Source organism: Massilia sp., assembly GCF_046293535.1.
Taxonomy (GTDB): Bacteria; Pseudomonadota; Gammaproteobacteria; order Burkholderiales; family Burkholderiaceae_D; genus Telluria.
In genome coordinates this window covers 1-25,057 of record NZ_JBKBOV010000028.1, presented here as the reverse complement: position 1 = coordinate 25,057, position 25,057 = coordinate 1, and the positions used below count along the sequence as shown (strand labels likewise).

The window sequence follows — 25,057 nt, the reverse complement described above, 5'->3', positions numbered from 1 at the left end:
ACCATGTTCCTGCGCTTTTCCAAGTTCGTGCGCCATGCCGCCACCGCCACCCTCTTCTCCCTGCCTCTCGCGGCTAGCGCCGCCCAGCCGGTGATCGAGGTGTACAAGACCGAGTACTGCGGCTGCTGCAAGGAATGGATCAAGCACCTCGAAGCGAACGGCTTCCAGGTCAAGGCCCAGAACGTGGCCAATCCGTCCGACTACCGCGAGAAGTTCGGCATCCCGGCCGAGTATGCTTCCTGCCATACCGGCCGCGTCGGCGGCTATGCCGTCGAGGGCCATGTGCCGGCCGGCGACATCAAGCGCATGCTGGCGGAAAAACCCAAGGCGCGTGGCCTCGCCGTGCCCGGCATGCCGATGGGGTCGCCGGGCATGGAAGGCTCGCGCAAGGACCCCTATGAGGTGCTGCTGGTCAAGGATGGCGGCAAGCACAGCGTCTACAAGCGCTACGAGTGAACCAGGCTTGCGCCGGCGACCGGGCGGCGCCGGCATAATGGTCTCCAGCATCGAGGGAGACCGACATGAGCAACCAGCAAGCGCAGCAGGACCCGTCGACGACGCTTGGCGTCGGCGGCACGACCAGCGGCCAGCAAGGCGCCACACCCACCCATGAAACCCAGCAGGAAACCGGAGGCAGCGGCGGCGATGGCCTGAGCCGCAACCAGTCCGGCGCGACCGCCAATGCGCCGGGCGGCGCCTCCTCCGCCTCCGCCGGCCACGCCGAGGCCGAAGGCAGCGCGATGACCAACATCGGGCGCGGCCCGCAGGACACCCGTCCGAACCAGGCCGCATCCACCGGCACCGGCCTGGGAACGCCCGAGACGGGCGGCAATCAGAGCGAAGCCGACCTGCCGCCGGCCCGCTAGGCTGGCCTCCTACATCCGGATGGTGCCGTGGTCGGCATCCACGTCGGGCGTGGTGCCGGTCACGGCGGCCTTGGCCATCGCGAACATGCGCACCATCTTGCTGTCGTTCGCGTCCCAGTATTCGGCCGCGTGCGGCGTCACCCGCACCAGCACCACGTGCTCGTCCTCCGGGCCGGACGGGAACCAGGCCTGCACCATGGGGTTCCACAAGGCGTGGATGCGGGCGCGCTCGACCACCCGTTCGGCGCGGCCGCTGACCGAGACCCAGGTGCTGTTGTCGGGATCGGCGAAGCTGACGTTCACCTCCGGTTGGTGCGCGATGTTGTCCCACAGTTCGGTGGTGCTGCGGGTGTAGAACCACAGGCCGCCTTCGTCGTCGACCTGCTGATTGGTCATCGGCTGGCTGACCAGGTGACCGTTCTGGTCGCGCGTGGTGAACATGGCAAAGCGCATCGAGCCGATCTTCTCGGACAGCGCGGCAGCGTGCGCCTGGGCATTCTGAGCTGACATGACGTTCCTTTCGGGTTGATGAAGTGGCGATCCTAGCGCGGCGTCCAGGCCCCATCCGTGCGTGCGCGAACAATGTCCCGCCCTTGACCCCGTGGTCCCACCCTGACGCGATCTAGCCAAATCGACTATAGTGATGCCTCTGTACAAACCTGATATTCCCATGAAATTTGACGTCGCAATTGTCGGCAGCGGTCTGGCCGGCCTGTCGGTGGCCCTGCACCTGGCGCAGACGCGCAAGGTTGCGATCATTTCCAAGCGCGCCCTGCTGGACGGCGCCAGCAACTGGGCCCAGGGCGGCATCGCCGCGGTGCTCGACTCCGGCGACAGCCACGACCAGCACATCGCCGATACCCTGGTGGCCGGCGCCGGCCTGTGCGAGGAAGCGGCGACCCGCTACATCGTCGAAAACGGCCGCGCCGCGATCGAATGGCTGATCGAGCAAGGCGTGCCCTTCACCCGGGACGCCTCGGCGGAACTGGGCTTTCACCTGACCCGCGAAGGCGGCCACAGCCAGCGCCGCATCATCCATGCGGCCGACGCCACCGGTCACGCGGTGCAGGTGACGCTGGAGCAGAAAGTGCGCGCGCACCCGAACATCGCCCTGTTCGAGCACCACTGCGCGATCGACGTCATCACCTCCGACAAGCTGACCGGCAAGGGCGTGCACGGAGGGGCGCCGCACCTGGTGGGCCAGCCGCGCTGCTATGGGCTGTACGTGCAGGACGAGGAAAGCGGCAAGGTGCTCACCTTCGAAGCCGAGCACACCGTGCTGGCCACCGGGGGCGCCGGCAAGGTCTACCTGTACACCACCAATCCCGATACCGCCACCGGCGACGGCATCGCCATGGCCTGGCGCGCCGGCTGCCGGGTGTCGAACATGGAATTCATCCAGTTCCACCCGACCTGCCTGTACCACCCGTATGCGAAATCCTTCCTGATCACGGAAGCGATCCGCGGCGAAGGCGGCCTGCTGAAACTCCCGCCCGAAGCGGGCGCCGCCGCCGGCACCCGCTTCATGCCGGCCCACGACGAGCGCGGCGAACTGGCGCCGCGCGACGTGGTGGCGCGCGCCATCGACTTCGAGATGAAAAAGCGCGGCCTGGACTACGTCCACCTCGACATCAGCCACCAGGACCCGGCATTCCTGAAGGAGCACTTCCCGACGATCCACGCGCGCTGCCTGGAACTGGGCATCGACATCACCCAGGAACCGATCCCCGTGGTGCCGGCCGTGCACTTCACCTGCGGCGGCATCGTCACCGACCTGGCCGGCCGTACCGACATCCCGGGCCTGTACGCGGTGGGCGAAACCGCCTGCACCGGGCTGCACGGCGCCAATCGCCTGGCCAGCAACTCGCTGCTCGAATGCGTGGTGGTCGGGCGCGCCTGCGCCCACCAGATCGCCGCCGCGCCCAAGGTCGAGAACCCGGCGCTGCCGCCCTGGGACGAGTCGCGCGTGACCAATGCCGATGAAGAGGTGGTGATCGCCCACAACTGGGACGAGCTGCGCCGCTTCATGTGGAACTACGTCGGCATCGTGCGCACCACCAAGCGCCTCGAGCGCGCCCAGCACCGCATCGCGCTGCTCAAGGAGGAAATCGACGAGTACTACCGCAATTTCCGCATCACGCACGACCTGCTGGAGTTGCGCAACCTGGTCGAAGTGGCGAGCCTGATCGTCAACAGCGCGCTGTCGCGCCACGAAAGCCGCGGCCTGCATTATTCGCGCGACTTCCCGGACACCCTGCCGAAGGCCTTGCCGAGCGTACTGACGCCGGAGCGCCGCTGAGCCTCGCCCGGCCGGCCCGTGCGCGCGGGCCGGCCGCCACGCCATGAATCGTCCCGCCCTCACCCCTTCCACCATCCTGCTCCTGACCGTTCCCCCGGTGCTGTGGGCGGGAAACGCGATCGTCGGCCGCCTGGTGCGCGACGCGGTGCCGCCGATGACGCTCAACCTGATCCGCTGGACGATCGCGCTGGCGGTGCTGGTGCCGCTCGGGCGCGCGGCGTTCAGGCACGGTAGCGGCGTGCTGGCCAACTGGCGCCGCTACGCCATGCTCGGCCTGCTGGGCGTGGGCCTGTACAACTCGCTGCAATACCTGGCGCTGCAGAGTTCCACGCCGATCAACGTGACCCTGGTCGCCTCCGGCGTGCCGGTCTGGATGCTGCTGGTCGGTCGCCTGTTCTACGGCGTGCCGGTCAAGCGCAAGCAGGTGCTGGGCGCGATCCTGTCTATCGGCGGCGTGCTGGTGGTGCTGTGCCGCGGCGACCTCCACGGCCTGCTGCAACTGCGGCTGGTGGCGGGCGACCTGTACATGATCCTGGCCACCATCGCCTGGTCCTTCTATAGCTGGATGCTGATGCAGCAGAAGGACGTGCCGGGGCTGCGCGCCGACTGGGCGGCCTTCTTGCTGGCGCAGGTCGGTTACGGGGTGCTGTGGTCGGCCGCCTTGGCCGGCGGCGAATGGGCGCTGCGCGAGGTCGATGTCGCCTGGAGCTGGTCGCTGGGAGCCGCCCTGCTGTACGTAGCGATCGGCCCGGCCATCCTGGCGATGCGTTGCTGGGGTGCGGGCGTGCAGCGCGCCGGGCCCAGCATCGGGGCCTTCTTCATCAACCTGACGCCGCTGTTCACGGCCTTGCTGTCCTCGGCTTTTCTCGGTGAGCCGCCCCATCTCTACCACGTGCTGGCCTTCGGCATGATCGTCGGCGGCATCGCGGTCTCCGCACGCTGAACGTCGCGAGTGGTCAGCTTCGGACCAAGTGCCAGGCAGCCGTATCTGCGGCGAGGTGCTGCGACAGTGCTAACTTGGGAAGCGCACCACGCAATGATGCGAAGGCAGGTTCCAGCTCCGCGAACCGCTGAGCCACAAAATCCCGCGGAGGACCATGGCGCAGCACGACCATATCGTATTCGAGGTTATTTTCTGGCCTGTTCCTGAACTCGACCACTTTTCGCGCTGGATTATGAGGCGAAATATGAACGTTCGTGATCTTGCCATGCTTGCGCTCGACGATCTGCGCGCGCAGCAGTAGGAACACCAGAAGGCGATTGAGCAATGCTGAGTTTAGCGAAAAGATATTGTGATCCGTAAAGTTGAACGTCACCTCGGTATCCGTGCGCGCTAATTGCCTGATCTTGGCCAACAGGGTATCCGGCACTTCGAGTGCCTTGTAGCTCTGGTATAGGGGCTCGGGTTCCACGCCAGTCACTTCAGCCTTGCGTGCTTCGTCGTCGACTTGGGACATTTGTTCGGCTAACTTGCAAAACGACTCATCGGTTGTCAGGAACGCAACAGCTTCATGATGAACGAAATAGCTGCCGTTCACGTGCGAACGCATAGCGGCTCGCGCGACGTCAACCAGCCCACCATCCCCAGAGCCCGATACCAGGATGCGTTGACGCGTACCCAGGGCAAATGGGCCGTTCAGGCTGTCTCCTGTCCAGTAAGAGTGCGTCCCTGCCGCTGCAAAGGCCGAACGTTCGAGGCCAAAGCCAAGTGCGAGGAAAACGCCATCGAAACATTCGTTGATATCGGCGTCATTGCCGAGCACGCGCAGGCGCGTTCCCTTGGTCTCCGGTCGAATTTCTTGGATATTTGTCTTGGGGACGAACCGAAGCCTGTCGCCGAACATCGCTCTGTACCGCTCAAATTCGGTACGCAAAGAGTCGACGACAGCGTTGGCGTTTGCGGCCTGCCAATTCAGCACCGGCAGTCCCGCGTCGATACGGTCAGAGCCGGCTGCCGGCCAGTCGTAAATGTGAGGGTGCAGGAAACGGTGCTGCGCCGGAGCTTGTAGACTCAGGATAGCTTCGCGGTCGTCGAACAGCGTCACACGGCATCCGGCCCGCGCGGCCGCAACCGCGGTCATGACGCCAGCAGCACCGGCACCGACCACGCATACCGACTGTCCGCTACACAGTTTGCCCTTTTCGAACAGGGCGCGCACCAGATTCAACGCCCGTACCTGTTGCGTATAGAACGTGATACGGTGGTCGAAACTGCCCAGGAGGTAGACACCGCGGAATTCTGCAGGCTCCATACTGGAAATAATGTGGTCGGAATTCCACGGCACGTCAGCCGTACCAGCGGTATCGCCGACCGCGTCACGAAGCGCTCCACCAGGCACGTCCTCGGAGGCGCTGCTCCCGGTGCACGTGGGGGATGGCGTGTCGAGTTCGTGGGCTGGGGCGTCGGGAGGCGGCGCCTCAGGAAGCGATGCGGACGGCGCCACGCTGCCTTGCAGCCGAAGTTTCAGAATCGATTCGCCCCATGGCGAACGACGCACGTAGTCAGGCAAACCAGTCAGCAGCGGTGCGAGCACCGGAAAATCGCGCGCGGGCGGCCGGCCGCCGTCCTGCTCGCCATGTTCGTCCCATAGACGCAATAAAGTTGCTCGGTCCGTGCGTTCGCCATCACCCAAAGGGCGGTCCAGGAAAGTCGACAGCAGCGCGTTTGCCAATGCTTGGTCGCCCGACTCAAGATGGATCCAGGATGCCAGCCATGTGACGCTGTGTTTCGGCGTGAGAATAAGTTTATTACCCTCCGTGGTCCTGAAACGGTCGAGAGTCGCTTTCGCCGCGTCCACTTGTCCCAGCGAGAGGTAGCAGAAAGCAAACGTCACTGCGAGCGACATGACCGAGCTCGCGTGTTGTTGCGCGACCGGTGATGCGATGGCTTGTTCAAACTGGTTCCTGCAGACCGCGATGTACACATGCGCGAGTTCGATTTGCGGCGCGTAGGCGCCCTCGGCTTGCAGCAACTCAATGATTTCTTGCAGCGGGTGCAAGGTGGATCCGTGCGCAGCGATGACGACCGCCCGTTCTGCCAAGTTGAAGCCGCCATATTTGGGTCCGACCCGCGCGATGCCCGCCTTGAGCAGAGCCAGGGCCTCGCTTGGGCGCCCTGTGCGTAGCATTATGTCGGATTGAGCCATGTACAACTGGCTGACATTCGACTTCGCTTCGATATGTGCGATGCCGTCGGCTACAAGCGTCTCGGCCTCCGGCAAGAGGCCAGCTTGCATCAGCATCCCCGCCCCTAGTTTATATAGAGACCATAGGCCCTTGTCAGGCGCGACATGCTTCAAAGCGAATTGACGAAAATCCTTGATCGCCGCCTTGGCCCCGTGCTGGCGCTCCACCAGCCGCTGACGCAGTGCCCAAGCGGCGGGCGGGGAATCGTATCTGCATGATTGCTTGGCATGTCGCAGCGCGCGCTCAGGATCCTGCGGTTTACCGCGTTTGTCGAAGAGGCGCGCGAGCTGAAAGTGCAGTAACTTGTCGTCCACCGACTCACTCAGCGCCGATAAGACCGCGATCTGTTCGTCGCGCTCCTCGACGCGTTCCGGCAAGGGCTTGTGCCAGCCCAGATCTGACCGGATATGAGCCGCGAAAGGAGCGACGAATTCCTTGATCAGCTCGGCCTGGCCCGCTTGGGTGTAGTGGTAACGCAACTCGATAAACTCGCGCCCGAGGCGCATGTACGAGCCGGTCAACCGGCGCGCCCGGAAGTGGCGCGCGTAGTGCTTGCCCGCGAGACTATGGGCGCGCGCCAGCACGTTCGGCTTGATCGGCCTGAGTACGGCCGCGCGGAGCACCGGATGTAGCGTGTAGGTGTTCTGGCGTCGTTCGAGCAGGTAGCGGCTTAGAAGGTCTTCTTTGAGCGTGTCGATCGGTCCGAACCCCTCATTGACCGCCTTGAGTCCGGATTCGTCTACTGGCAGCCGGTACACCGCAAGTCGCTCGAAAAACCGGTCGACGACCTCCGCCAGTCCTCTCCTGGCCTGCGCAACCATCTCGTCTTCGATGCCCTTCAAGAGGCGTTCCGAAATTGGCTGGTTACGGGTTTCCCAGGACTCGGGCATTGCTCCAATCACCTCTTCGAACGGGAGATTGCGTAGCAGGCTGGCGAACAACTTCAAAGCACGTGGGAAGCCCCCTAGCCACTCGACGACATCGGGCCGACGTTCCAGCGGAAGGTCTTTAGCCGGGACCCCGTATTCCGCAAGATGGTGTTCCAAGAACTGTAACCCGCTCGGCACGTCCATGCCACGCAGCGCGCGCAGGACGCAGCGTTCATTCCAACGCGCATGGTCGATCTGGTGGCTGCTCAACAGGAGGATGCGCCCACTCATGGTGCGCGTGCCGCAGACCTTCTCGAACCACTGCGCCAGCGACGCTGGTGGTTGTCCGGTACGATTATCGAGAGTGTCCTGGAACTCATCAACCACAAGAAGCATCGGTTCCTTGAGAAGTCTTTCCAGGGTCTCTAGCGTGCAGTTGTCGGCAAGGCGGCTGTCGCCTTGGTCGTCGAGCGCGCTGGCGATCGACAGCAGTAGCTCATCAAGGGCGTTCGCACTTGTCGGCGGCAGGCGGCAACGCACAATCTTCGTCGGTACCGTCCTAGCGCGAACCCTCTGCTCCAGAACTTCCGAGACATGGGTCTTGCCCGCGCCCGGGAAACCCTGAAGGATGCAGAGCGGTGAGACGTCGTCCTTCCACCAATCCTGATCTAGCCACGCGACCAGTGCCTTGTGTTGTTTACCAATGAGCATAACTGCCATAATCGATCCATGACGAAGGTCTTCGATTATACCGAGCATATTTTCTTGCAGCGCAGTAATTGTCGCCGTTTCGTGCGGTATCGTGCCTCCGTGTCGCGCATAGCGATGCTAGGATCCCAGCCAATGGAGGATCACGCAACATGGCAGCAGTTTTTACCGTTCAAGACAGTGCCTCCGCGCTGGCGGAATTCCTGGAAGGGTATCCGCGCGCGCTGGTGTTGACCGGCGCCGGCCTGTCCACCGCGTCCGGCATTCCCGATTACCGCGACCGCGACGGCACCCGCCGCGGGCGCCAGCCGATCCAGGGGCCGGAGTTCCGGCGCTCGGCCGAGATCCAGCGCCGCTACTGGGCGCGCAGCATGGTCGGCTGGCCGATCATGGCCAGGGCCAGGCCGAACGGCGGCCACCATGCGCTGGCGCGCCTGGAACGGCACCGGCGCTTCGGCTACCTGCTGACGCAGAACGTCGACGGCCTGCACCAGCAGGCCGGCAGCCACGCCGTGCTCGAACTGCACGGCAACGTTCACAGCGTGGTGTGCATGCATTGCAAGGCGCAATTCCCGCGCGCGTTTGTCCAGACCTTGCTGGGCGAAGCCAACCCCGAGTTGGCCAATGTGCTTGCCACCCCGCTGCCGGACGGCGACGCCGCGATCGAGCCCGATGCCCTGGCAGACTTCCACCTGCCATCCTGCGTCCAGTGCGGCGGGGCGCTGGCGCCCGACGTCGTGTTCTTCGGCGACGGCATCCCGCCGGCGCGCACCGCCTGCGCGCTGGCGCAGATGGCGGCGGCCGACGCCCTGCTGGTGGTGGGGTCCTCGCTCATGGTTTACTCGGGCTTTCGTTTCTGCCGCATGGCGCACGAGAGCGGCAAGCCGATCGCCGCGCTCAACCTGGGACGCACCCGGGCGGACCACCTGATCGCACTCAAGATAGAAGAGTCGGCCGAGCGGCTGCTGCCGCGGGTGGCCGACCTGCTCCAGGCGGAGGAGCCGGAGGACTCGCCATCATTACTCGACCACAGGGGGATTGTGTGAGCAACAGCTACCGCACGACGATAAGCAGCAACACGGGGGCCAATGGCCCGCGCACCGGCGCCGTCCTGGCCGCCATCGGCCTGGCCGCGTCCTTCCTGTATGTGCGCGCCAGGAGCCGCCAGGCCGAGCGCGACAATCCGCCGCAGGGCAAGTTCGTCGAGGTCGACGGGGTGCGCCTGCATTACCTGGAGCGCGGCAGCGGCCCCACCCTGGTGCTGCTGCACGGGAACGGCGTGTACTCGAAGGATTTCGAGACGAGCGGCCTGCTGCAGCGGGCCGCCGAGCACTACCGTGTGATCGCATTCGACCGGCCCGGCTTCGGCTACAGCGAGCGTCCGCGCAGTACGCTGTGGACGCCGGACCGGCAGGCGGCCCTGCTGCACCGGGCTCTGGAGCGGATCGGCGTGGAATCGGCCATCGTCGCCGGGCACTCCTGGGGCACGATGGTGGCGCTGGCCATGGGCTTGCAGCGGCCGGATGCCGTGCGCGGACTGGTGCTGCTGTCGGGTTATTACTACCCAAGCCTGCGCCTGGACGTGGCCACGCTGACCCAGCCGGCCGTCCCGATCGTCGGCGACCTGCTGCGCTACACGGTGCTGCCGCTGGTCGCGCGGGCGCTGTGGCCGGGAATGGCCAAGCGCACTTTCTCGCCCAGGCCGGTGGACCGGCGCTTCGACGCCTTCCCGGTCTGGATGGCCCTGCGGCCGAAGCAGCTGCGTGCCGCCGCCGCCGAAACGGCGGTCATGATTCCGGCAGCGGCCATGCTGTCGAAGCGCTATGCCGAGTTGAAGGTCCCGGCGGCGATCGTGGCCGGCACCCAGGACAAGATCGTCGATGCGGGCCACAATTCGGAGCGCCTGAGCGAGCGCCTGGGCGCCAGCGAACTGCAGCTGATGCCGGGCGTCGGACACATGACGCATTATGCGGACGTGGAAAAAATCATGGCCGCGATCGATACGATCGCGGCCAGGGTCGGAGAGCCGGTCCACGCGCGCACGCCCGAGGCGGAGGCGCTGGCCAGGGCCAGCGAGAGCGGCGTGTAGGCGGCGCGCACGAACGGCCACCGCCTCCGGGCGGGCGTGCGCCTGCTCAGCCCTGCAGCACGTACTTGACGACGATCCCCGCCACCAGCGCCACGAAGATCACCAGTGACAGGCCGCCGTGCAGCATCGGCGAGCCGATCGACACCTGGGAAGTGCGGGGGTCCATCTCCATGCGCACGGCCTTGCCGAACATGACGGGCCGCAGGAAGCCGCGCACCCCGACCAGCACCATGCCGATGCCGAAGCACAGGTCCGAAGTCGAGTTGGTGGCCAGGCCGTTCGACAATGTGGGCAAGCCCAGCACCAGGCCGAAGACCAGCCAGAGGATGCGCGCACCGGTAGAGATGCGCAGTCGGCTCCAGTCCATCATGCCGCCACCTCCTCGAGCGCGCCGACGATCCGCAGCGAATAGTCGGTGGCCCGCACGTCCTTGGTCAGGCTGCCGACCGAGATGCGGTCCACGCCGGTGTCGGCGATCGCGCGCACCGTGTCCATGTTGATGCCGCCCGAGGCTTCCAGCAGCGCACGGCCGGCGTTCACCCGCACCGCCTCGCGCATCATGCCGAGGTCGAAGTTATCCAGCAGGACCGACGTGGCGCCGGCGGCCAGCGCTTCTTCCAGCTGGCCGATGGTTTCGACCTCGATCTGCACCGGAACGCCCGCATTCAGGGCCGCGGCCGCCTGCAGTGCCGGGGTGACGCCGCCCGCCGCCGCGATATGGTTTTCCTTGATCAGGATGCCGTCGTACAGCGCCATGCGCTGGTTCTTGCCGCCACCGACGCGCACCGCGTACTTTTGCGCCAGGCGCAGGCCCGGCAGGGTCTTGCGGGTGTCCAGGATCGCCGCCCCGGTGCCGGCGATTACGTCGACGTACTTGCGGGTAGCGCTGGCTACGCCCGACAGCAGCTGCATGAAGTTGAGCGCCGCACGCTCGGCGGTGAGCAGCGAGCGCGGGCAGCCTTCGATGGTGCAAACGGTCGAATCCTTGGGCATCAGGTCGCCTTCGGCATGGTGCCAGGAGATCTCGATGTCCTGGTCGACCGCCAGCATCACGCCTTCGAACCAGGGCGCGCCGCACAGCACGGCTTGTTCGCGCACGATCACGCGCGCCCGCACGCGCGGCGCGGTGGGCACCAGCATGCCGGTCAGGTCGCCGGTGCCGACGTCTTCCAGCAGCGCGGCCAGGATGTTGGCTTCGAACGCCGACTGCAGCTTTTCGTCGAAACGGTCTTCGGAGATGAAAGGATTACGCAGCGTCGTCATGCCGGGCCGACTCCATTAAACAATTTGGCGTTCTGCTCGAGCGCGCCGCTCGGCAGGGCTTGGGCCTTCTTGGCGGCGGCGAAATCGAGCATGCGGTCGATCGCGCGCTTGGCCTGGCGGCCGATCTCGGGGTCGACGTGCACCTCGTTGGCGCCGTTCTCCAGCACTTCCGCCAGGTTCTTCAGGCCGTTCATGGCCATCCACGGGCAGTGGGCGCAGCTCTTGCAGGTGGCGCTGTTGCCGGCGGTGGGCGCTTCGATGAAGTGCTTGCCGGGGGCGGCGGCGCGCATCTTGTGCAGGATGCCGTTGTCGGTGGCGACGATGAAGGTGCTCGCCGGCAGGTTCACCGCGGCGTTGATCAGCTGGGTGGTCGAGCCGACCACGTCCGCCTGGGCGACGACCGACGCCGGCGATTCAGGGTGCACCAGCACTTTCGCATCCGGATGCTCGGCCTTGAGCAAATCGAGCTCGACGCCCTTGAATTCGTCGTGCACCAGGCAGGACCCCTGCCACAGCAGCATGTCGGCCCCGGTCTGCTTCTGGATGTAGGCGCCCAGGTGGCGGTCGGGCGCCCACAGGATCTTCTTGCCCTGCTCGTGCAGGTGCCTGACGATGTCCAGGCCGATCGACGAGGTCACCATCCAGTCGGCGCGCGCCTTCACGGCGGCGCTGGTGTTGGCGTACACCACCACGGTGCGGTCCGGATGCTGGTCGCAGAAGGCGGCGAACTCATCTGCCGGGCAGCCAAGGTCGAGCGAGCAGGTCGCGTCCAGGTCCGGCATCAGGATGGTCTTTTCCGGGCTCAGGATCTTGGCCGATTCGCCCATGAAGCGCACCCCGGCAACGACCAGGGTCCGGGCCGGATGGTCGCGCCCGAAGCGCGCCATTTCCAGCGAGTCCGAGACGCAGCCGCCGGTTTCCTCGGCCAGGTCCTGCAGGTCGGCATCCACGTAGTAGTGGGCGACCAGCACGGCATTGCGCTCCTTGAGCAGGCGCTTGATGCGCTCCTTGAGTTCGGTCTTTTCGCTGGCGCTCGGCACGGCGGGAACGCGCGCCCAGGCCTCGGCCGTCGCCGGGTTGATGGTGCAAGCCTCGCCGACCTGCGGGCGGTCGTATTCGTAGGTTTTAATTGGTGCAGTAATCATTCAGGTGGTCTCCTTCAACCGTAAGCCGTAGGGTGGGCGGGTCTCCCGCCCATGCGGTGATAGGTAGCGTCAAGATCATCCGGCACGATAGCGGAGCCGGTAACAATCACCGCGTGGGCGGCAAAGCCGCCCACCCTACGAACTACTTAATCGATGCCCTGGCTCGTCAGGTACTCTTCGTAGTTGCCACGGAAATCGATGATCTCGTTCTCGCGGATCTCGAGGATGCGGGTGGCCAGCGAGGACACGAACTCGCGGTCGTGCGAGACGAAGATCATGGTGCCGGCGTATTTGTCGAGCGCGATGTTGAGCGACTCGATCGACTCCATGTCCATGTGGTTGGTCGGCTCATCGAGCAGCAGCACGTTGTGGCGGCCCAGCATCAGCTTGCCGTACATCATGCGGCCCTTCTCGCCGCCGGACAGCACTTTCACCGATTTCTTGACCTCGTCGCCGCCGAACAGCAGGCGGCCCAGGATCGAGCGCACCGCCTGGTCGTCGTCGCCTTCCTGGGTCCACTGACCCATCCAGTCGGTCAGGTTCAAGTCGCTCGCGAACTCTTCGGTCGGATCCTGCGGCATGTAGCCGACGTTGGCATTCTCGGCCCACTTCACGCGGCCGTGGTCGGCGTCCAGGCCGGTGATGTCGGCGCCGCCGATGCAGCGCAGCAGCGTGGTTTTACCGGCGCCGTTGGCGCCGATGATCGCAATGCGCTCGCCCGCTTCGACCATGATGGAGAAATTCTTGAACAGCTGGCGGTCGTAGGCTTTCGCCAGGCCCTCGGTCTCCACCGCCAGGCGGTGCAGCTTCTTCTCGCCTTCGAAGCGCACGAACGGGTAGGCGCGCGAGGACGGCTTGAACTCCTCGATCTTGATCTTGTCGATCATCTTGGCGCGGGACGTCGCCTGACGCGCCTTCGACTTGTTGGCCGAGAAGCGGCGCACGAAGTCCTGCAACTCGGCGACCTTCTCCTTGGCCTTGGCGTTGTTCGCCAACTGCTGGTTGCGGGCCTGGGTCGAGGCCAGCATGTAGTCGTCGTAGTTGCCCGGGTAGATCTTCAGCGTGCCGTAGTCCATGTCGGCCACGTGGGTGCAGACCTGGTTCAGGAAGTGGCGGTCGTGCGAGATGATGATCATCGTCGAGTTGCGCTGGTTGAGGATGTCTTCCAGCCAACGGATCGTGTTGATGTCCAGGTTGTTGGTCGGCTCGTCCAGCAGCAGGATGTCCGGGTTCGAGAACAGGGCCTGGGCCAGCAGCACGCGCAGCTTCCAGCCTGGCGCCACGGCGCTCATCGGTCCCTGGTGCAGCTCGCTGGCGATGTCCAGGCCGAGCAGCAGCTCGCCGGCGCGCGCCTCGGCCGAGTAGCCGTCGTATTCGGCCACCTTGCCTTCGAGTTCGGCGGCGCGCATGTAGTCTTCGTCGGTCGCCTCCGGGTTCGCGTAGATGGCGTCGCGCTCCGAGATGGCGTTCCACAGCTCGGTGTGGCCCATCATGACGACGTCGAGCACGCGCACGTCCTCGTAGGCGAACTGGTCCTGGCGCAGCTTGCCCAGGCGCTCGCCCGGGTCGAGGCTGACGTTGCCGGCGGAAGGCTCGAGGTCACCGCCGAGGATCTTCATGAAGGTCGACTTGCCGCAACCGTTCGCACCGATCAGGCCGTAACGGTTGCCTTCGCCGAACTTGACGGAGATGTTCTCGAACAGCGGCTTGGCGCCGAATTGCATGGTGATATTGGCAGTGGATAGCACTAGGAAACCTTTAGAAGCGGAGTTAGCAACGGTGTTGCCGGATAACCCGCGATTCTACCATCGCGGGGGCCACAGGGCGAATCGCGGCGCCCGGCGCGGCACTCAAGCCGGCCGGGCGTGGGCCGGCTCAGCCGCAGCGGACGGCCTGGCGCAGCGTCGGATAGTCGGACAGCGTCAAGGTGAAGCCTTCGTCGTGCGACACCAGGCGCCCCTGGGCGCCGAAGGGAATGGTCACCCGGCGTGCGATGTGCCCGAAACTCAATCCATCGATGACCGGGACCGGCAGCGTGGCGCGCAGGTGGGCCAGCATGGCGGCGAAATCGTAGCCGTTGTCGTTGGGCGCCAGCTTGTAGCCGGAAAAGTCGCCCAGCACGACCGCGCGCTGACGCGCCAGGACGCCCGCCTGCTGCAGTTGCAGCAGCATGCGCTCGACCCGGTAAGGATGCTCGCCGATGTCTTCGAGATACAGGATGCCGTCGTCGATGCCCGGAAAGTACGGCGTGCCCAGCAGCGAGACGATCATCGCCAGGTTGCCACCCCACACCGTGCCGGCTTCGTCGATGCGCGGGTTGCCCTTCGCGCATTCGGTGATCGTATGGGTCGGGCCGGCCAGGCATTGCCAGAAGTCGTCCAGCGTGAACTGCACCGGTTCAGGGAGGCCGAAGTCGACCGCCGCCATCGGTCCGGCGTAGCTGAGCGCACCGGTACGGGCCATCAGGCCCATGTGGATGGCGGTGATGTCGGAAAAGCCGACAACCAGCTTGCCGCTCGCCGCGATCGCCTCGAAATCGATGTGCGGCAGCAGGCGGGTGCTGCCGTAGCCGCCGCGGATCGCCATGATGATCTGCACCTCGGGGTCGGCAACGGCGGCCTGCAACTGGGCCAGGCGGCCCTGGTCGGTGCCGCCGAAGCGCTCGTGGATGCTGGCGTGGTCGTAGTAGTTATGGACGAGGCAGCCGTGCTGCTCGAGGCGGGCAATGCCACGGTCGACCGCGCACGGGTCGAGCGCCTGGCCGGCGGGGGCCACGATGGCGATGCCGATTTGTTGGGTGATCACTGTTTGACGATTATTGTTTGACGAATAGGCGAGGTGTTGAGTCTGGCAACATCTTACCTCTGGCGTGGGCATCGATCAAGGCGAGGAGCCGCTCGACCAGCTGCGGCGGGAGGTCGTGGCCCATGCCCTGGATGACTTCGAGCCGGGCCCCGGGAATGCGGCTGGCCGTGTCTTCGCCGCAGGCGAGCGGCACCAGCGGGTCGCTGGCGCCGTGGATCACGAGGGCGGGAACGGAAATGGTCGCCAGCTGGGCGCAGCGGTCGCCCGAGGCCGCGATCGCCATCAGCTGGCGCGCCACGCCGCCCGGGCAGTAGCTGCGGCGCACCGAGCGCGCAACGCGCTTGCGCAAGGCCTTGTCCGGGGTCGGGTAGGAGGGGCTGCCGATGGCGCGCATGACCGCGACGCCGTGGTCGATGATGCTTTCGATGTCGCCCGGGTCGCCGGGTCGCCGGGCCAGCAGCTTGCTGACCTTCTTTTCCGGGCCGGGCAAGCCGCGCCGGCAGCTGCTCGACATGATCGAGGTCAGGCTGAGGATGCGCTGCGGGTAACGTGCCGCCAGGATCTGGGCGATCATGCCGCCCATCGAGATGCCGACCACGTGGGCGCGCGCCACCCCGAGGGCCGACAGCACCCCGATCGCGTCCTCGGCCATGTCCTCCAGGCGGTAGGCCGCGCGCAGCGGCCAGCCCAGCTTCGACTTGATCGCGGCCAGCGCCAGGTTGGGGACGCCGGCCTGCTCGAACTTGGTGGACAGGCCGCAGTCGCGGTTGTCGAAGCGGATCACGTAGAAGCCGAGTTCGACCAGGCCTTCGACGAATTCCTCGGGCCAGGCGGTCAGCTGCATGCCGAGGCCCTGCACCAGCAGCAGCGGTGGGGCCTTGGGGTCGCCTGCGGTGTCGAAGGCGATGCGGATTCCGTTGGCATTGAGCGTAGGCATGGCGGCATGCCGGCGCCGCGCGAGGCACGGCAACGGCTCTTCAGGCGACAGGGTTGGCTCACCGCCCCGGGAAACGCCACGAGCGGCTTGCAAACAGCATATCACTTTCGCCGGCGCCAGGGCGCCCGTGCCGGCGTACGACTTGTCTTACGCTGGACAGCGGACCGGCGCGAGTTTGGACTTCAGTCGGCCGCGGGAAGCTTGCGCGCTTGCGCGCGGCGCTCGGCGAAGAAGGCCTTCAGGAGGCTGCTCGCCTCTTCGGCCATCACGCCTCCGAGCACCTCGGCATGGTGGTTCAGCCGTTCTTCCTCGAACAGGTTCACCACCGAGCCGCAGGCGCCGGTCTTCGGGTCGAGCGCGGCGTAGACCACGCGCGCCAGGCGCGCATGCATCATCGCGCCGGAGCACATGATGCAGGGCTCGAGGGTGACGTAGAGCTCGCATCCGGGCAGGCGGTAGTTGCCGAGCTTTTCGGCGGCGGCGCGCAGCGCGACGATCTCGGCGTGCGCGGTCGGATCGTGGCGGCCGATCGGCTGGTTGTAGCCCGTGGCGATGACTTCGCCGTCCTTGACCACCACCGCGCCCACCGGCACCTCGCCCTCGGCCCAGGCCAGCCTGGCCTGCTCCAGGGCCAGCCCCATGTACTTGTCAGGCATCGGTCACTTCGGCCCAGCAGTTCGGGGTTTCGTGCAGCACCAGTTTATGCAGGCGCAAGCCGGTGCCGTAGCGGTCCGTGAACACCGCCTTGAGGAGGGCAAAAGCGACGCGCGCCAGGTTTTCCACGGTGGGGATGCAGTCGATGACGACGGTCTTGTGGCCCGGCAGCGAGGCCAGGAACTCGCGCACCTTGTCATCCTTTTCGTACACAAGGAAGGCGTGATCCCACACGTCGACCAGGTGCTGCTTGGCCAGGACCTTGACGTCCGAGAAATCCATGATCATGCCATTGTCAGAATTTCCTTCAACGTCGATGACGTCACCGGTCAGGGTGATCTCGAGGGTGTAGCGATGGCCGTGCAGGTTGCGGCACTGGCTCTTGTGGTCGGGGATGCGATGACCGGCATCGAATTCCAGCTTGCGGGTAATGGTTAACATCGGGTCGGCAATGACTCAGGGAATCTGGAGGAGTTTGTGGGTCTGCAGGCTCAGCTTCCACTTGGGGTTGCGGCGGCAGGTCTCGATCGCCAGGCGCGTGTTGTGCGCGGCGAGCGGGCCGTCCATCGGTTGCACATAGAAGTTGTCGAAGTCGAGCCCCTCGTAGGCGGACAGGTCCTGGCCCGCCTGGGGAATCACCACCTTGATCTCGTTGCCCTTCGCGACCACCAGCGTCGACCCCAGCTTGGGGCTGACGCAGACCCAGTCCACGCCTTCCGGCACCGGCAGCGTGCCGTTGGTCTCGATGGCGATCGTGAAGCCGCGCGCGTGCATGGCCTCGATCAGCGGCCGGTCCAGCTGCAGCAGCGGCTCGCCGCCGGTGAAGACCACGTACTTGCTGGCCGCGTGGGTGGCCGGCCACAGGCTGTCGATCCGGGCCGCGAGAAGCTCCGGCTCGCGGAACTTGCCGCCGCCCTCGCCGTCGGTGCCGACGAAGTCGGTGTCGCAGAAGCTGCACACGGCGCTGGCGCGGTCGGCTTCGCGGCCGGTCCACAGGTTGCAGCCCGAAAAGCGGCAAAACACGGCCGGGCGCCCCGCATGGGCGCCTTCGCCCTGCAGGGTGTAGAAGATCTCTTTGATGCTGTAAGTCACGGTAAGCCTCTCGTCAACCCTCCATTATAGCGCGCCGCCGCCGCGCAGTCATGCATTGAGGATGAGCAATATTGCCTGTCGGACTCAGGTGTACCTTCGTACGGAATCTTCCGAATGCGAGTCAGAAGGATGCCATGATGAACCCTATCTCATTCCTAGTCCGATTTTCAGCCGTTGCCTCAGCGCTAGGCGCCCTGGCATGCAGCGCGCCGGCCAGTGCCGCCATGCCGCTGCCCCTGCGCGGGGCGCCGCCCGAGATGATGGTTGCCGCCATGGTGAGCCTGGCCGCCATCGCCCTGGCCGTGCTGGTCGAGCGCCGTTCCCAGGCCGCCCAGGAACGCACCCGCGCGCTGGAACAGCAACTCGAGGCCGAGCGCGGCGCCCACGCGGACGTCGAGGCCGCCCTGGCCGGCAGCCACGAAGTGCTGTGCCGGCTGGTGCGGCAGCAGGAAGGCGTGCGCGAGGCCGAGCGGGCCCGTATCGCGCGTGACCTGCACGACGAACTGGGCCACCGCCTGCTGTCGCTGCGGGTCGAACTGGCGCTGCAGCAGGCGGCGGTGCGCGGCACCGCGCCCGCCGTGCACGACAAGCTCACCGTGGCGGTCGGCAACCTCGACACCGCCATCCGCTCGGTGCGCGCGATCGTGACCGGCCTGCGCCCGATCGCCAAGGGCCAGAGCCTGCGCCAGGCCGCCGAGCGCCACCTGGCCGATTTCGCCCGCCTGCATGGGCTCGACTACCGCTTCGATGCGGGACGCGACCCCGGCCAGGAGGATCGGCGCGACCAGGAACAGGACGCGGTGCTGCTGCGCGTGTTGCAGGAATCGCTGTCGAACGTGGCGCGCCACGCCCAGGCCACCATGGTCTGCGTCACGCTGGTCGAATCGGCCGGCGAAGCGCTGCTGAAGATCGAGGACGACGGCATCGGCCCGGCCGCCCTCGAGCACCTGGACAGGCGCGGCTGCGGGATCGACGGGATGCGCGAGCGGACCGAAGCCTTCGGCGGCTCGCTCACGGTCCTGCCGGGCCGGCGCGGCGGAACGGTGGTGTGCGCCACCCTGCCCCACACGAGATCGCCCATCCAGGTGTAGGCCTGGTCGGTGCCGGTGCACGAGCCAAGCAAAACAGATCTTGCTGAAAATCAATAAGTACGTCCCTGTGCGGTAGCAGAATCGTTTCCTGTTGGCAGTCAATTCGGCTGCCGGACCGGAACCGTACGAGGACGACCATGATCAGCCCACACAGCTCCAGCGCCAGCGCCAGCGCGCCCGCCCCGACCGCCCTCGTGCGAGATGGCGCGTTTGTCGGACAGCTGGTGGCCTCCCTGTCGATTCCGGTGTTCGTGCTCGACACCCAAGCGCGGGTGATGATCTGGAACCGCGCCTGCGAGCAGCTCACCGGCGTGCCCGCCCATGAAGTGCTGGGCACGAGCGACCATTGGCGCAGCTTCTACGAACACCGGCGCCCTACCCTGGCCGACCTGGTGCTGCGGAACCGCAGCGAGGACGTGCGCCGGATCCTGCCGCGCTGCGCGTCCGACAATTCGCCCGCCAGCCTGTGTATCGAGAGCTGGTTCGACATGCCGCGTGCCGGCCGCCGGCGCTACCTGGCCGCCGACGCCAGCCCGATCTACGGCTCGGACGGTGAACTGGCGGCGGTGGTCGAGACCCTGCGCGACCTGACCGACGAAAAGATGGCCCAGGTGGCGCTCGAACAGTTGGCCACCCGCGACGGGCTGACCGGGCTGGCCAACCGTCGCTGTTTCGACGATACCCTGCACGCCGAATGGGCGCGCGCCATGCGCCAGCAGCAGCCGCTGTCGCTCCTGATGGTCGACGTCGACAACTTCAAGGCCTACAACGATGCCAACGGTCACCTCGGCGGGGACGAATGCCTGAAGCGGATCGCGCGCGCGGTGGCCAGCGAGATGCGCGCCAACGACCTGGTGGCGCGCTATGGCGGCGAGGAGTTCGCGGTGATCCTGCCCAACCAGTCGCTCAAGGGCGCCGCCATCGTGGCCGAGCGCATCCGCTGCCGGGTCGAGCAGCTGCAACTGCCGTGCACCGCGCCGACCCGCCATGTGACGGTGTCGATCGGGGCCGCCACCGCCATGGCCGGCCCGGACAACAACGCCAGCGAGCTGGTCGCCACCGCCGACGCCGCCCTGTACCGCGCCAAGCACCTGGGCCGCAACCGCATCAGCCTGCCCCTGAGCGAAGCGGCATGAACAGCTGCGGGCGCGACGTATGCATACCTGAATCCCCTGTTCTTTCCTTGGCGAATAATCTATCCTTCGCGGATAGCAATATTCCTGAGGAGAGAACGTGTCGAAACGCATCCTGTCGCGCACAGCGCTTGCCGCGCTGGTCCCAAGCGCCCTACTGGCCTTCGCGCCCCCGGCCGCCGCCGCTGCGGCGCCGAAAGCCGCCACCGCCAGCGCCGCCTCGGCCGGCGCCGACGTCCTGCCTTTCAAGGCCCATGAAAAAACCTTGCCGAACGGCCTGAAGGTCATCGTGGTGCCGACCGGCTTCCCGAACCTGGTCTCGGTCCACATTCCAGTGCAGACCGGCTCGCGCAACGAGGTCGAGCCCGGCAAGTCGGGCTTCGCCCACTTCTTCGAACACATGATGTTCCGCGGTACGCCCACGTATCCGCCAGAGAAGTACCAGCAAATCATCACCAAGGCCGGCGCGCGCCAGAACGCCTACACCAGCGACGACCTCACCAACTATTACACCACCTTCGCCAAGGAAGACCTGGAAACCGTGCTGAAGGTCGAGGCCGACCGCTTCCAGCACCTGTCCTATCCGATCGAGGCCTTCAAGACCGAGTCGCGCGCCGTGCTGGGCGAGTACAACAAGAACAGCGCGAACCCGATGCAGAAACTGTTCGAGACCCAGCGCGAAGCGGCGTTCTCGACCCACACCTACCGCCACACCACGATGGGCTTCCTGAAGGACATCGAGGACATGCCCAACCAGTACGAGTATTCGAAGGTCTTCTTCGACCGCTGGTACCGTCCGGAGCGCACCACCGTGATCATCGCCGGCGACGTCGAGCCGGCCAAGGCGGTGGCGATGGTCGAAAAATACTGGGGCGCCTGGAAACGCGGCAGCTTCAAGTCGAACGTGCCGGTCGAGCCGGCCCCGAGAGGCGCGCAATACCGCCACGTGGCCTGGCAGACGCCGACCCTGCCGCTGGTGACGGTCGCGTTCCGCGCGCCGGCCTTCTCGGACACCCACAAGGACCAGGCGGCCCTGTCGATGCTGCTGTCGCTGTCGTTCGGACGCACCTCGCCGCTGTACAAGCGCCTGGTGCAGGACGAGCAGAAGGTCGACCAGTTGTTCGACTTCGTGCCGAACCGGGTCGACCCGACCCTGGCCACCATCGGTGCTCGCGTCAAGAAGCCGGCGGATGCCCTGTACGTGCGCGACGCGATCCTGCAGACCGTGGCGAAGCTGCGCGACGAGCCGGTCACCGCGAGCGCGCTGGCCGACGCCAAGTCCGCCAACAAGTACGGCCTGATCCGCACGCTCGACAACACCGAGGCGATCGCCTCGACCCTGGCGTCCTACGTGCACTTCAACCGCTCCTACGACACCCTGAACCGCTACTACCGCGTGGTCGACAGCCTGACCCCGGCCGACCTGCAGGCGGCGGCGCGCAAGTACCTGATCGACGACTCGATGGTGGTGACCACCCTGTCGCACGAGGCGCTGCCGGCGGGCGTATCCACCCTGCCCAAGCTGGCCGATTTCGCGCCGAAGGCCGCCGACGCCAAGTTCGACGTGCTGGTGCAGAAGTCGGCGCTGCCGCAGATCCGCTTCAAGTTGCTGTTCGCGGCCGGCTCCGCGCATGACCCGAAGGGCAAGGAAGGACTGGCGGCCTTGACCGCGGCCATGGTCGCCTCGAGCGGTTCGCGCGAGCGCAAGATCGACGAAGTGACCAAGGCCCTGTTCCCGCTGGCCGGCAGTTTTTCCGAACAGACCGACAAGGAGATGACCACCTTCAGCGGTACGACCCACAAGGACAACTGGGACCAGTTCCTCGGCATCGCGATGCCCTTGCTGGTCGACCCGGGCTTTCGCGAAGAAGACTTCCGCCGCCTGAAGGACGCCCAGAAGAATGCCCTGGTGCTGGACCTGAAGGACAACAACGAGGAGGAGTTCGGCAAGGAGCGCCTGCAGGCCAACGTCTTTGCCGGCACGCCCTACGGCCATCCGGTGCTCGGCACGGTCAAGGGCATCGAATCGATCACCCTGGACGACGTCAAGGATTTCTATCGTAAAGCCTATACCCAGGGCGCGGTACGGGTCGGCATTTCGGGCGACGTGTCGGACAAGATGGTCGCCTCCCTGAAAACTGCGCTGGCGCGCCTGCCGGCCGCCGGCGGCCTGGCGCCGACCCCCGCGATCCGCGGCCGCATGCCGGACGGGCTGGACGTGGAGATCATCGAAAAGAACACCCGCGCCACCGCGATTTCCTTCGGCCTGCCGATCGAGGTCACGCGTTCGCATCCGGACTTCCCGGCCCTGTGGCTTGCCAAGACCTGGCTGGGCGAGCACCGCGCCTCGAGCGCCCGCCTGTACCAGCGCATCCGCGAGGAGCGCGGCATGAACTACGGCGACTACGCCTACATCGAAGCCTTCCCACGCGGCATGTTCCAGTTCTTCCCGAACCCCAACCTGGGTCGCAAGGCGCAGTTGTTCGAGGTCTGGATCCGCCCGGTGGCGCCGCAGAACGGTCACTTTGCCCTGCGCGCGGCGCTGTTCGAACTGGACAAGATGATCCGGAACGGCCTGTCGCAGCAGGACTTCGAGACCACCCGCGGCTATCTCGAAAAGAACGTGTTCGTGATGACGGCCACGCAGGACCAGCAGCTCGGCTATGCGCTCGACGCCCAGTGGTACCGCACGCCGGAGTTCACGCGCATGATGCGCGAAGGCCTGGCCAAGCTCACCGTGGCCGACGTGAATGCGGCGATCCGGAAGCACCTGTCGGCGAAGAACCTGTCGGTGGTGATCATCACCAAGGACGCGGCCGGCCTGAAGGACAAGCTGGTGACGGATGCCTTCTCGCCGATCAGCTACGATGCCAAGAAGCCGCAGGCGCTGCTCGATGAAGACCAGCAGATCGGATCGATGAAGCTGGGGATCAGGCCGGAAGCGGTGCGCATCACACCGGCGGCGCAGGCGTTTGCCGAATGAGACGGCTGACCCGCTTGCTGTAACGACGACATCGGCGCCCTGTTGGGCGCCGATTTTCCTGGTGCTCTGCGCCCCGCCAACATCAAGCGCGCGCCCGGTCCCATCCATGCTGAACGGCCGGCTTGATCATCTCCCAGCGCGACTGCCCGCCGCTGCCGTGACGCGCATCCCAGTCGCCGCGCAAGGCCTCTTCCACCTCGTCCCAGCGGCGCCCGAGATAACGCGAATCGTGCGCCATCGCCGCGCCGAAGGCATAGGCCGGCTTGTACTCGGCGTAGCTGCCGGCATGGGACGCGCTGCCGAAGGTGGCGTCCCAGTGGCTGCGGTAGGCGCGCTCGTCCTCGTCGGCGGTGATGCGTTCCCAGCCGTGGCGCACCGCCGCCTTGAGCCGCTCCCATGCGCCTTCCATGTGCCAGGCGCGCGCCAGGTCGCCCTCGGCGTCGTCCCAGGGACGGTTGCGGTACAGCTCGCTCCTGCGCATCTCGGCACCATACGAATAGGCCGACTTGACGCTGTCATAATCCATCCCGGAGTCCGCCAGGTGGGTGTCGTAGTGGCTGCGATAGTAGTTGTCGGCGTCGTGGTGCACGGTCATCCGGTCCCAGCCGCGGCGCACCGCGGCCTTGATGCTGTCCCAGCCGAGGCCGTGCATGCCGGCGCTGCGCGCCTCCCAAGCGCTGCGCAAGTCGCTTTCGACCTCGTGCCACGCGCGGCCCTGGTACTTGTCGTGGCGCGCCATGTCGGCGCCGTAGGCGTAGGCCGGCTTGAGCCGCTCGTAGTCCTCGCCGCCATAGTTGGACAGGAAATGGTTGCGGTAGTAATCGTCGTCGTCGCCGAAGAAGTTGCTGCCGATGTCCAGTCCGCCGCCGGAGGGCGCGGGTTCCGGCGAGTAGATGCGCGAGCGCCCGCGCTGGGTCTCGGCCAGGCCGGAGCTCCCCAGGGGCGCAGTGTTCATGGGCGTATCGCGCTGCCTCGCTTCGCCGCCCGGGCCGGCCTCGAGATCCTCGAACGAAGGCACATGGGCTGCGTTCTCGCGCAAGGTCGAGCCGTGCAGCGAGGTGCTGCCCGTGGCGCCCAGGCCGCTCTCTCCCAGCGGTTCCTGGTAGGTCCCGCCCGTGGGTTGCGACTGGTACAGCGAATGCTGCTGGAAGATCATGCCGTCGCCCGGGTTGTCCAGATGCGGGCGCGGGCCTGGCCTGGGACCGGAGTGCGCCGGCGCCGCGGCCTGCTGCATGCTGCCGGGGTCGCCCGTGCGCATCGATGCGGGCGGCCTGTCCGTGTCCAGCCCGATGGCGCCGGCCTGCAGCGGCTCATCGTCGATGTCGCTGGGGCCGAAGCGCTCGACGATGTCGGCGGCGCGCTCGGCCTGCGCCAGCGAAGCGGCGCGCACCACCAGCACGTGGTGGCCGCGCGTCACCGCGCCCGCGTACCTGCTGGCCCGGGGGCTGTTGTCGGCGCCGAACAGGTCGGTAAACACACGCTTCAGGCTGGCGCCGGTACCGAGGCCGGCAGCGCCGGCCCGGGTAGCGCCGGCGGCTTGGCCGGGCGTGCTGTCGGTCATGCCGGTCGGGTCGGCGTTGGACAGCGTCACCTCCTCACGCGGGAAACCCGAGGAAATCAGCGCGTTCATCGCATTCTGTGCGTCGGCCCGGTCGCCGAACACAGCTACAAGAGTATGTTGCATGGTCGTACCTCCCAATCGGTGAGTCCCGAGGCGCGCCGATCCCGGCTGCCGATCCGACCGGCCCGTCCCGCACCGGCGCATGGCGCCGGTGCAGCACACAGCGTACTCCAAACGCGGGCGGTCGAAAAGAACGGCGCTGTTCTCGTTAGATGTGGAAGATGCCGATTGCCGCTCTCAGGAAGCGCTCGGGCGATGCGATCCGTTCCCCATCGAGCGCCCAGCGCCAGCCGAGGTAGTTGGGCAGGTAGCGCGA

At 66.3% G+C, this 25,057-nt stretch carries 21 protein-coding genes and 1 pseudogene; 9 read left to right on the top strand and 13 right to left on the bottom strand.

The window, feature by feature from the left end; genetic code table 11:
- Positions 1–3 precede the first annotated feature (3 nt).
- Positions 4–456, top strand: coding sequence for a DUF411 domain-containing protein (locus ACK4S9_RS15320; protein ID WP_409727079.1), 453 nt, complete (start codon positions 4–6; stop codon positions 454–456).
- Between the two features lie 65 nt (positions 457–521).
- Positions 522–866, top strand: a complete 345-nt coding sequence (locus ACK4S9_RS15315; protein ID WP_409727076.1) for a hypothetical protein — start codon at positions 522–524, stop codon at positions 864–866.
- A gap of 9 nt (positions 867–875) precedes the next feature.
- On the opposite strand, the gene ACK4S9_RS15310 is transcribed toward ACK4S9_RS15315, so the two are convergent.
- Complete coding sequence (locus tag ACK4S9_RS15310; protein ID WP_409727073.1) at positions 876–1,376, bottom strand: pyridoxamine 5'-phosphate oxidase family protein; 501 nt, start codon at positions 1,374–1,376, stop codon at positions 876–878.
- A 160-nt stretch (positions 1,377–1,536) separates the two neighbouring features.
- Here ACK4S9_RS15310 and nadB point away from each other — a divergent pair, with 160 nt between their 5' ends.
- Complete coding sequence (gene nadB / locus ACK4S9_RS15305) at positions 1,537–3,165, top strand: L-aspartate oxidase (protein WP_409727070.1); 1,629 nt, start codon at positions 1,537–1,539, stop codon at positions 3,163–3,165.
- Positions 3,166–3,208: 43 nt separating this feature from the next.
- The gene (locus ACK4S9_RS15300) at positions 3,209–4,108 is read left to right on the top strand and encodes a DMT family transporter (protein WP_409727067.1); all 900 of its coding nucleotides are present in this window, start codon (positions 3,209–3,211) and stop codon (positions 4,106–4,108) included.
- Positions 4,109–4,121: 13 nt separating this feature from the next.
- Here the strand turns inward: ACK4S9_RS15300 and ACK4S9_RS15295 are convergent, their stop codons facing one another.
- Complete coding sequence (locus ACK4S9_RS15295; protein WP_409727064.1) at positions 4,122–7,940, bottom strand: FAD-dependent oxidoreductase; 3,819 nt, start codon at positions 7,938–7,940, stop codon at positions 4,122–4,124.
- Between the two features lie 140 nt (positions 7,941–8,080).
- Here ACK4S9_RS15295 and ACK4S9_RS15290 point away from each other — a divergent pair, with 140 nt between their 5' ends.
- Entirely contained in the window at positions 8,081–8,974 is an 894-nt protein-coding gene (locus tag ACK4S9_RS15290; RefSeq protein ID WP_409727061.1) for an NAD-dependent protein deacetylase, read from the top strand.
- Positions 8,971–10,017 carry an alpha/beta fold hydrolase gene (locus ACK4S9_RS15285; RefSeq protein ID WP_409727058.1) on the top strand — a complete coding sequence of 349 codons (1,047 nt, stop codon included), beginning with the start codon at positions 8,971–8,973 and terminating at the stop codon, positions 10,015–10,017. Before ACK4S9_RS15290 ends, ACK4S9_RS15285 begins: the two co-directional genes overlap by 4 nt.
- Before the next feature lie 46 nt (positions 10,018–10,063).
- On the opposite strand, the gene ACK4S9_RS15280 is transcribed toward ACK4S9_RS15285, so the two are convergent.
- The 9 genes from ACK4S9_RS15280 to queE form a co-directional block, all read right to left on the bottom strand.
- Positions 10,064–10,387, bottom strand: a complete 324-nt coding sequence (locus ACK4S9_RS15280; RefSeq protein ID WP_409727055.1) for a hypothetical protein — start codon at positions 10,385–10,387, stop codon at positions 10,064–10,066.
- Entirely contained in the window at positions 10,384–11,280 is an 897-nt protein-coding gene (gene nadC, locus ACK4S9_RS15275) for a carboxylating nicotinate-nucleotide diphosphorylase (RefSeq protein WP_409727052.1), read from the bottom strand. Before nadC ends, ACK4S9_RS15280 begins: the two co-directional genes overlap by 4 nt.
- Positions 11,277–12,425, bottom strand: coding sequence for a quinolinate synthase NadA (nadA, locus tag ACK4S9_RS15270; protein ID WP_409727049.1), 1,149 nt, complete (start codon positions 12,423–12,425; stop codon positions 11,277–11,279). Before nadA ends, nadC begins: the two co-directional genes overlap by 4 nt.
- A gap of 146 nt (positions 12,426–12,571) precedes the next feature.
- Complete coding sequence (locus ACK4S9_RS15265) at positions 12,572–14,173, bottom strand: ABC-F family ATPase (RefSeq protein ID WP_409727046.1); 1,602 nt, start codon at positions 14,171–14,173, stop codon at positions 12,572–12,574.
- Positions 14,174–14,300: 127 nt separating this feature from the next.
- The gene (ldcA, locus tag ACK4S9_RS15260; protein ID WP_409727043.1) at positions 14,301–15,230 is read right to left on the bottom strand and encodes a muramoyltetrapeptide carboxypeptidase; all 930 of its coding nucleotides are present in this window, start codon (positions 15,228–15,230) and stop codon (positions 14,301–14,303) included.
- 10 nt (positions 15,231–15,240) lie between these two features.
- On the bottom strand, positions 15,241–16,167 hold the full coding sequence (locus tag ACK4S9_RS15255) for an alpha/beta fold hydrolase (protein WP_409727040.1): 927 nt from the start codon (positions 16,165–16,167) through the stop codon (positions 15,241–15,243).
- A gap of 182 nt (positions 16,168–16,349) precedes the next feature.
- Positions 16,350–16,823: a tRNA adenosine(34) deaminase TadA gene (tadA, locus tag ACK4S9_RS15250; RefSeq protein WP_409727037.1), complete on the bottom strand. Its 474-nt coding sequence runs from the start codon at positions 16,821–16,823 to the stop codon at positions 16,350–16,352.
- Positions 16,816–17,262: a 6-carboxytetrahydropterin synthase QueD gene (gene queD, locus ACK4S9_RS15245; RefSeq protein WP_409727034.1), complete on the bottom strand. Its 447-nt coding sequence runs from the start codon at positions 17,260–17,262 to the stop codon at positions 16,816–16,818. The genes tadA and queD overlap by 8 nt, the downstream gene beginning before the upstream one ends.
- A gap of 15 nt (positions 17,263–17,277) precedes the next feature.
- The gene (gene queE, locus ACK4S9_RS15240; protein ID WP_409727030.1) at positions 17,278–17,913 is read right to left on the bottom strand and encodes a 7-carboxy-7-deazaguanine synthase; all 636 of its coding nucleotides are present in this window, start codon (positions 17,911–17,913) and stop codon (positions 17,278–17,280) included.
- Between the two features lie 224 nt (positions 17,914–18,137).
- Between queE and ACK4S9_RS15235 the strand changes: the two genes are divergently transcribed.
- The 3 genes from ACK4S9_RS15235 (at position 18,138) to ACK4S9_RS15225 (ending at position 23,120) form a co-directional block, all read left to right on the top strand.
- Entirely contained in the window at positions 18,138–19,004 is an 867-nt protein-coding gene (locus ACK4S9_RS15235) for a sensor histidine kinase (protein WP_409727027.1), read from the top strand.
- Between the two features lie 137 nt (positions 19,005–19,141).
- Entirely contained in the window at positions 19,142–20,140 is a 999-nt protein-coding gene (locus ACK4S9_RS15230; protein WP_409727024.1) for a diguanylate cyclase, read from the top strand.
- Positions 20,141–20,237: 97 nt separating this feature from the next.
- On the top strand, positions 20,238–23,120 hold the full coding sequence (locus tag ACK4S9_RS15225; protein ID WP_409727021.1) for a M16 family metallopeptidase: 2,883 nt from the start codon (positions 20,238–20,240) through the stop codon (positions 23,118–23,120).
- 82 nt (positions 23,121–23,202) lie between these two features.
- Here the strand turns inward: ACK4S9_RS15225 and ACK4S9_RS15220 are convergent, their stop codons facing one another.
- Entirely contained in the window at positions 23,203–24,804 is a 1,602-nt protein-coding gene (locus tag ACK4S9_RS15220) for a hypothetical protein (protein ID WP_409727018.1), read from the bottom strand.
- Positions 24,805–24,949: 145 nt separating this feature from the next.
- Positions 24,950–25,057, bottom strand: a pseudogene (locus ACK4S9_RS15215) (IS1595 family transposase); the annotation flags it as partial.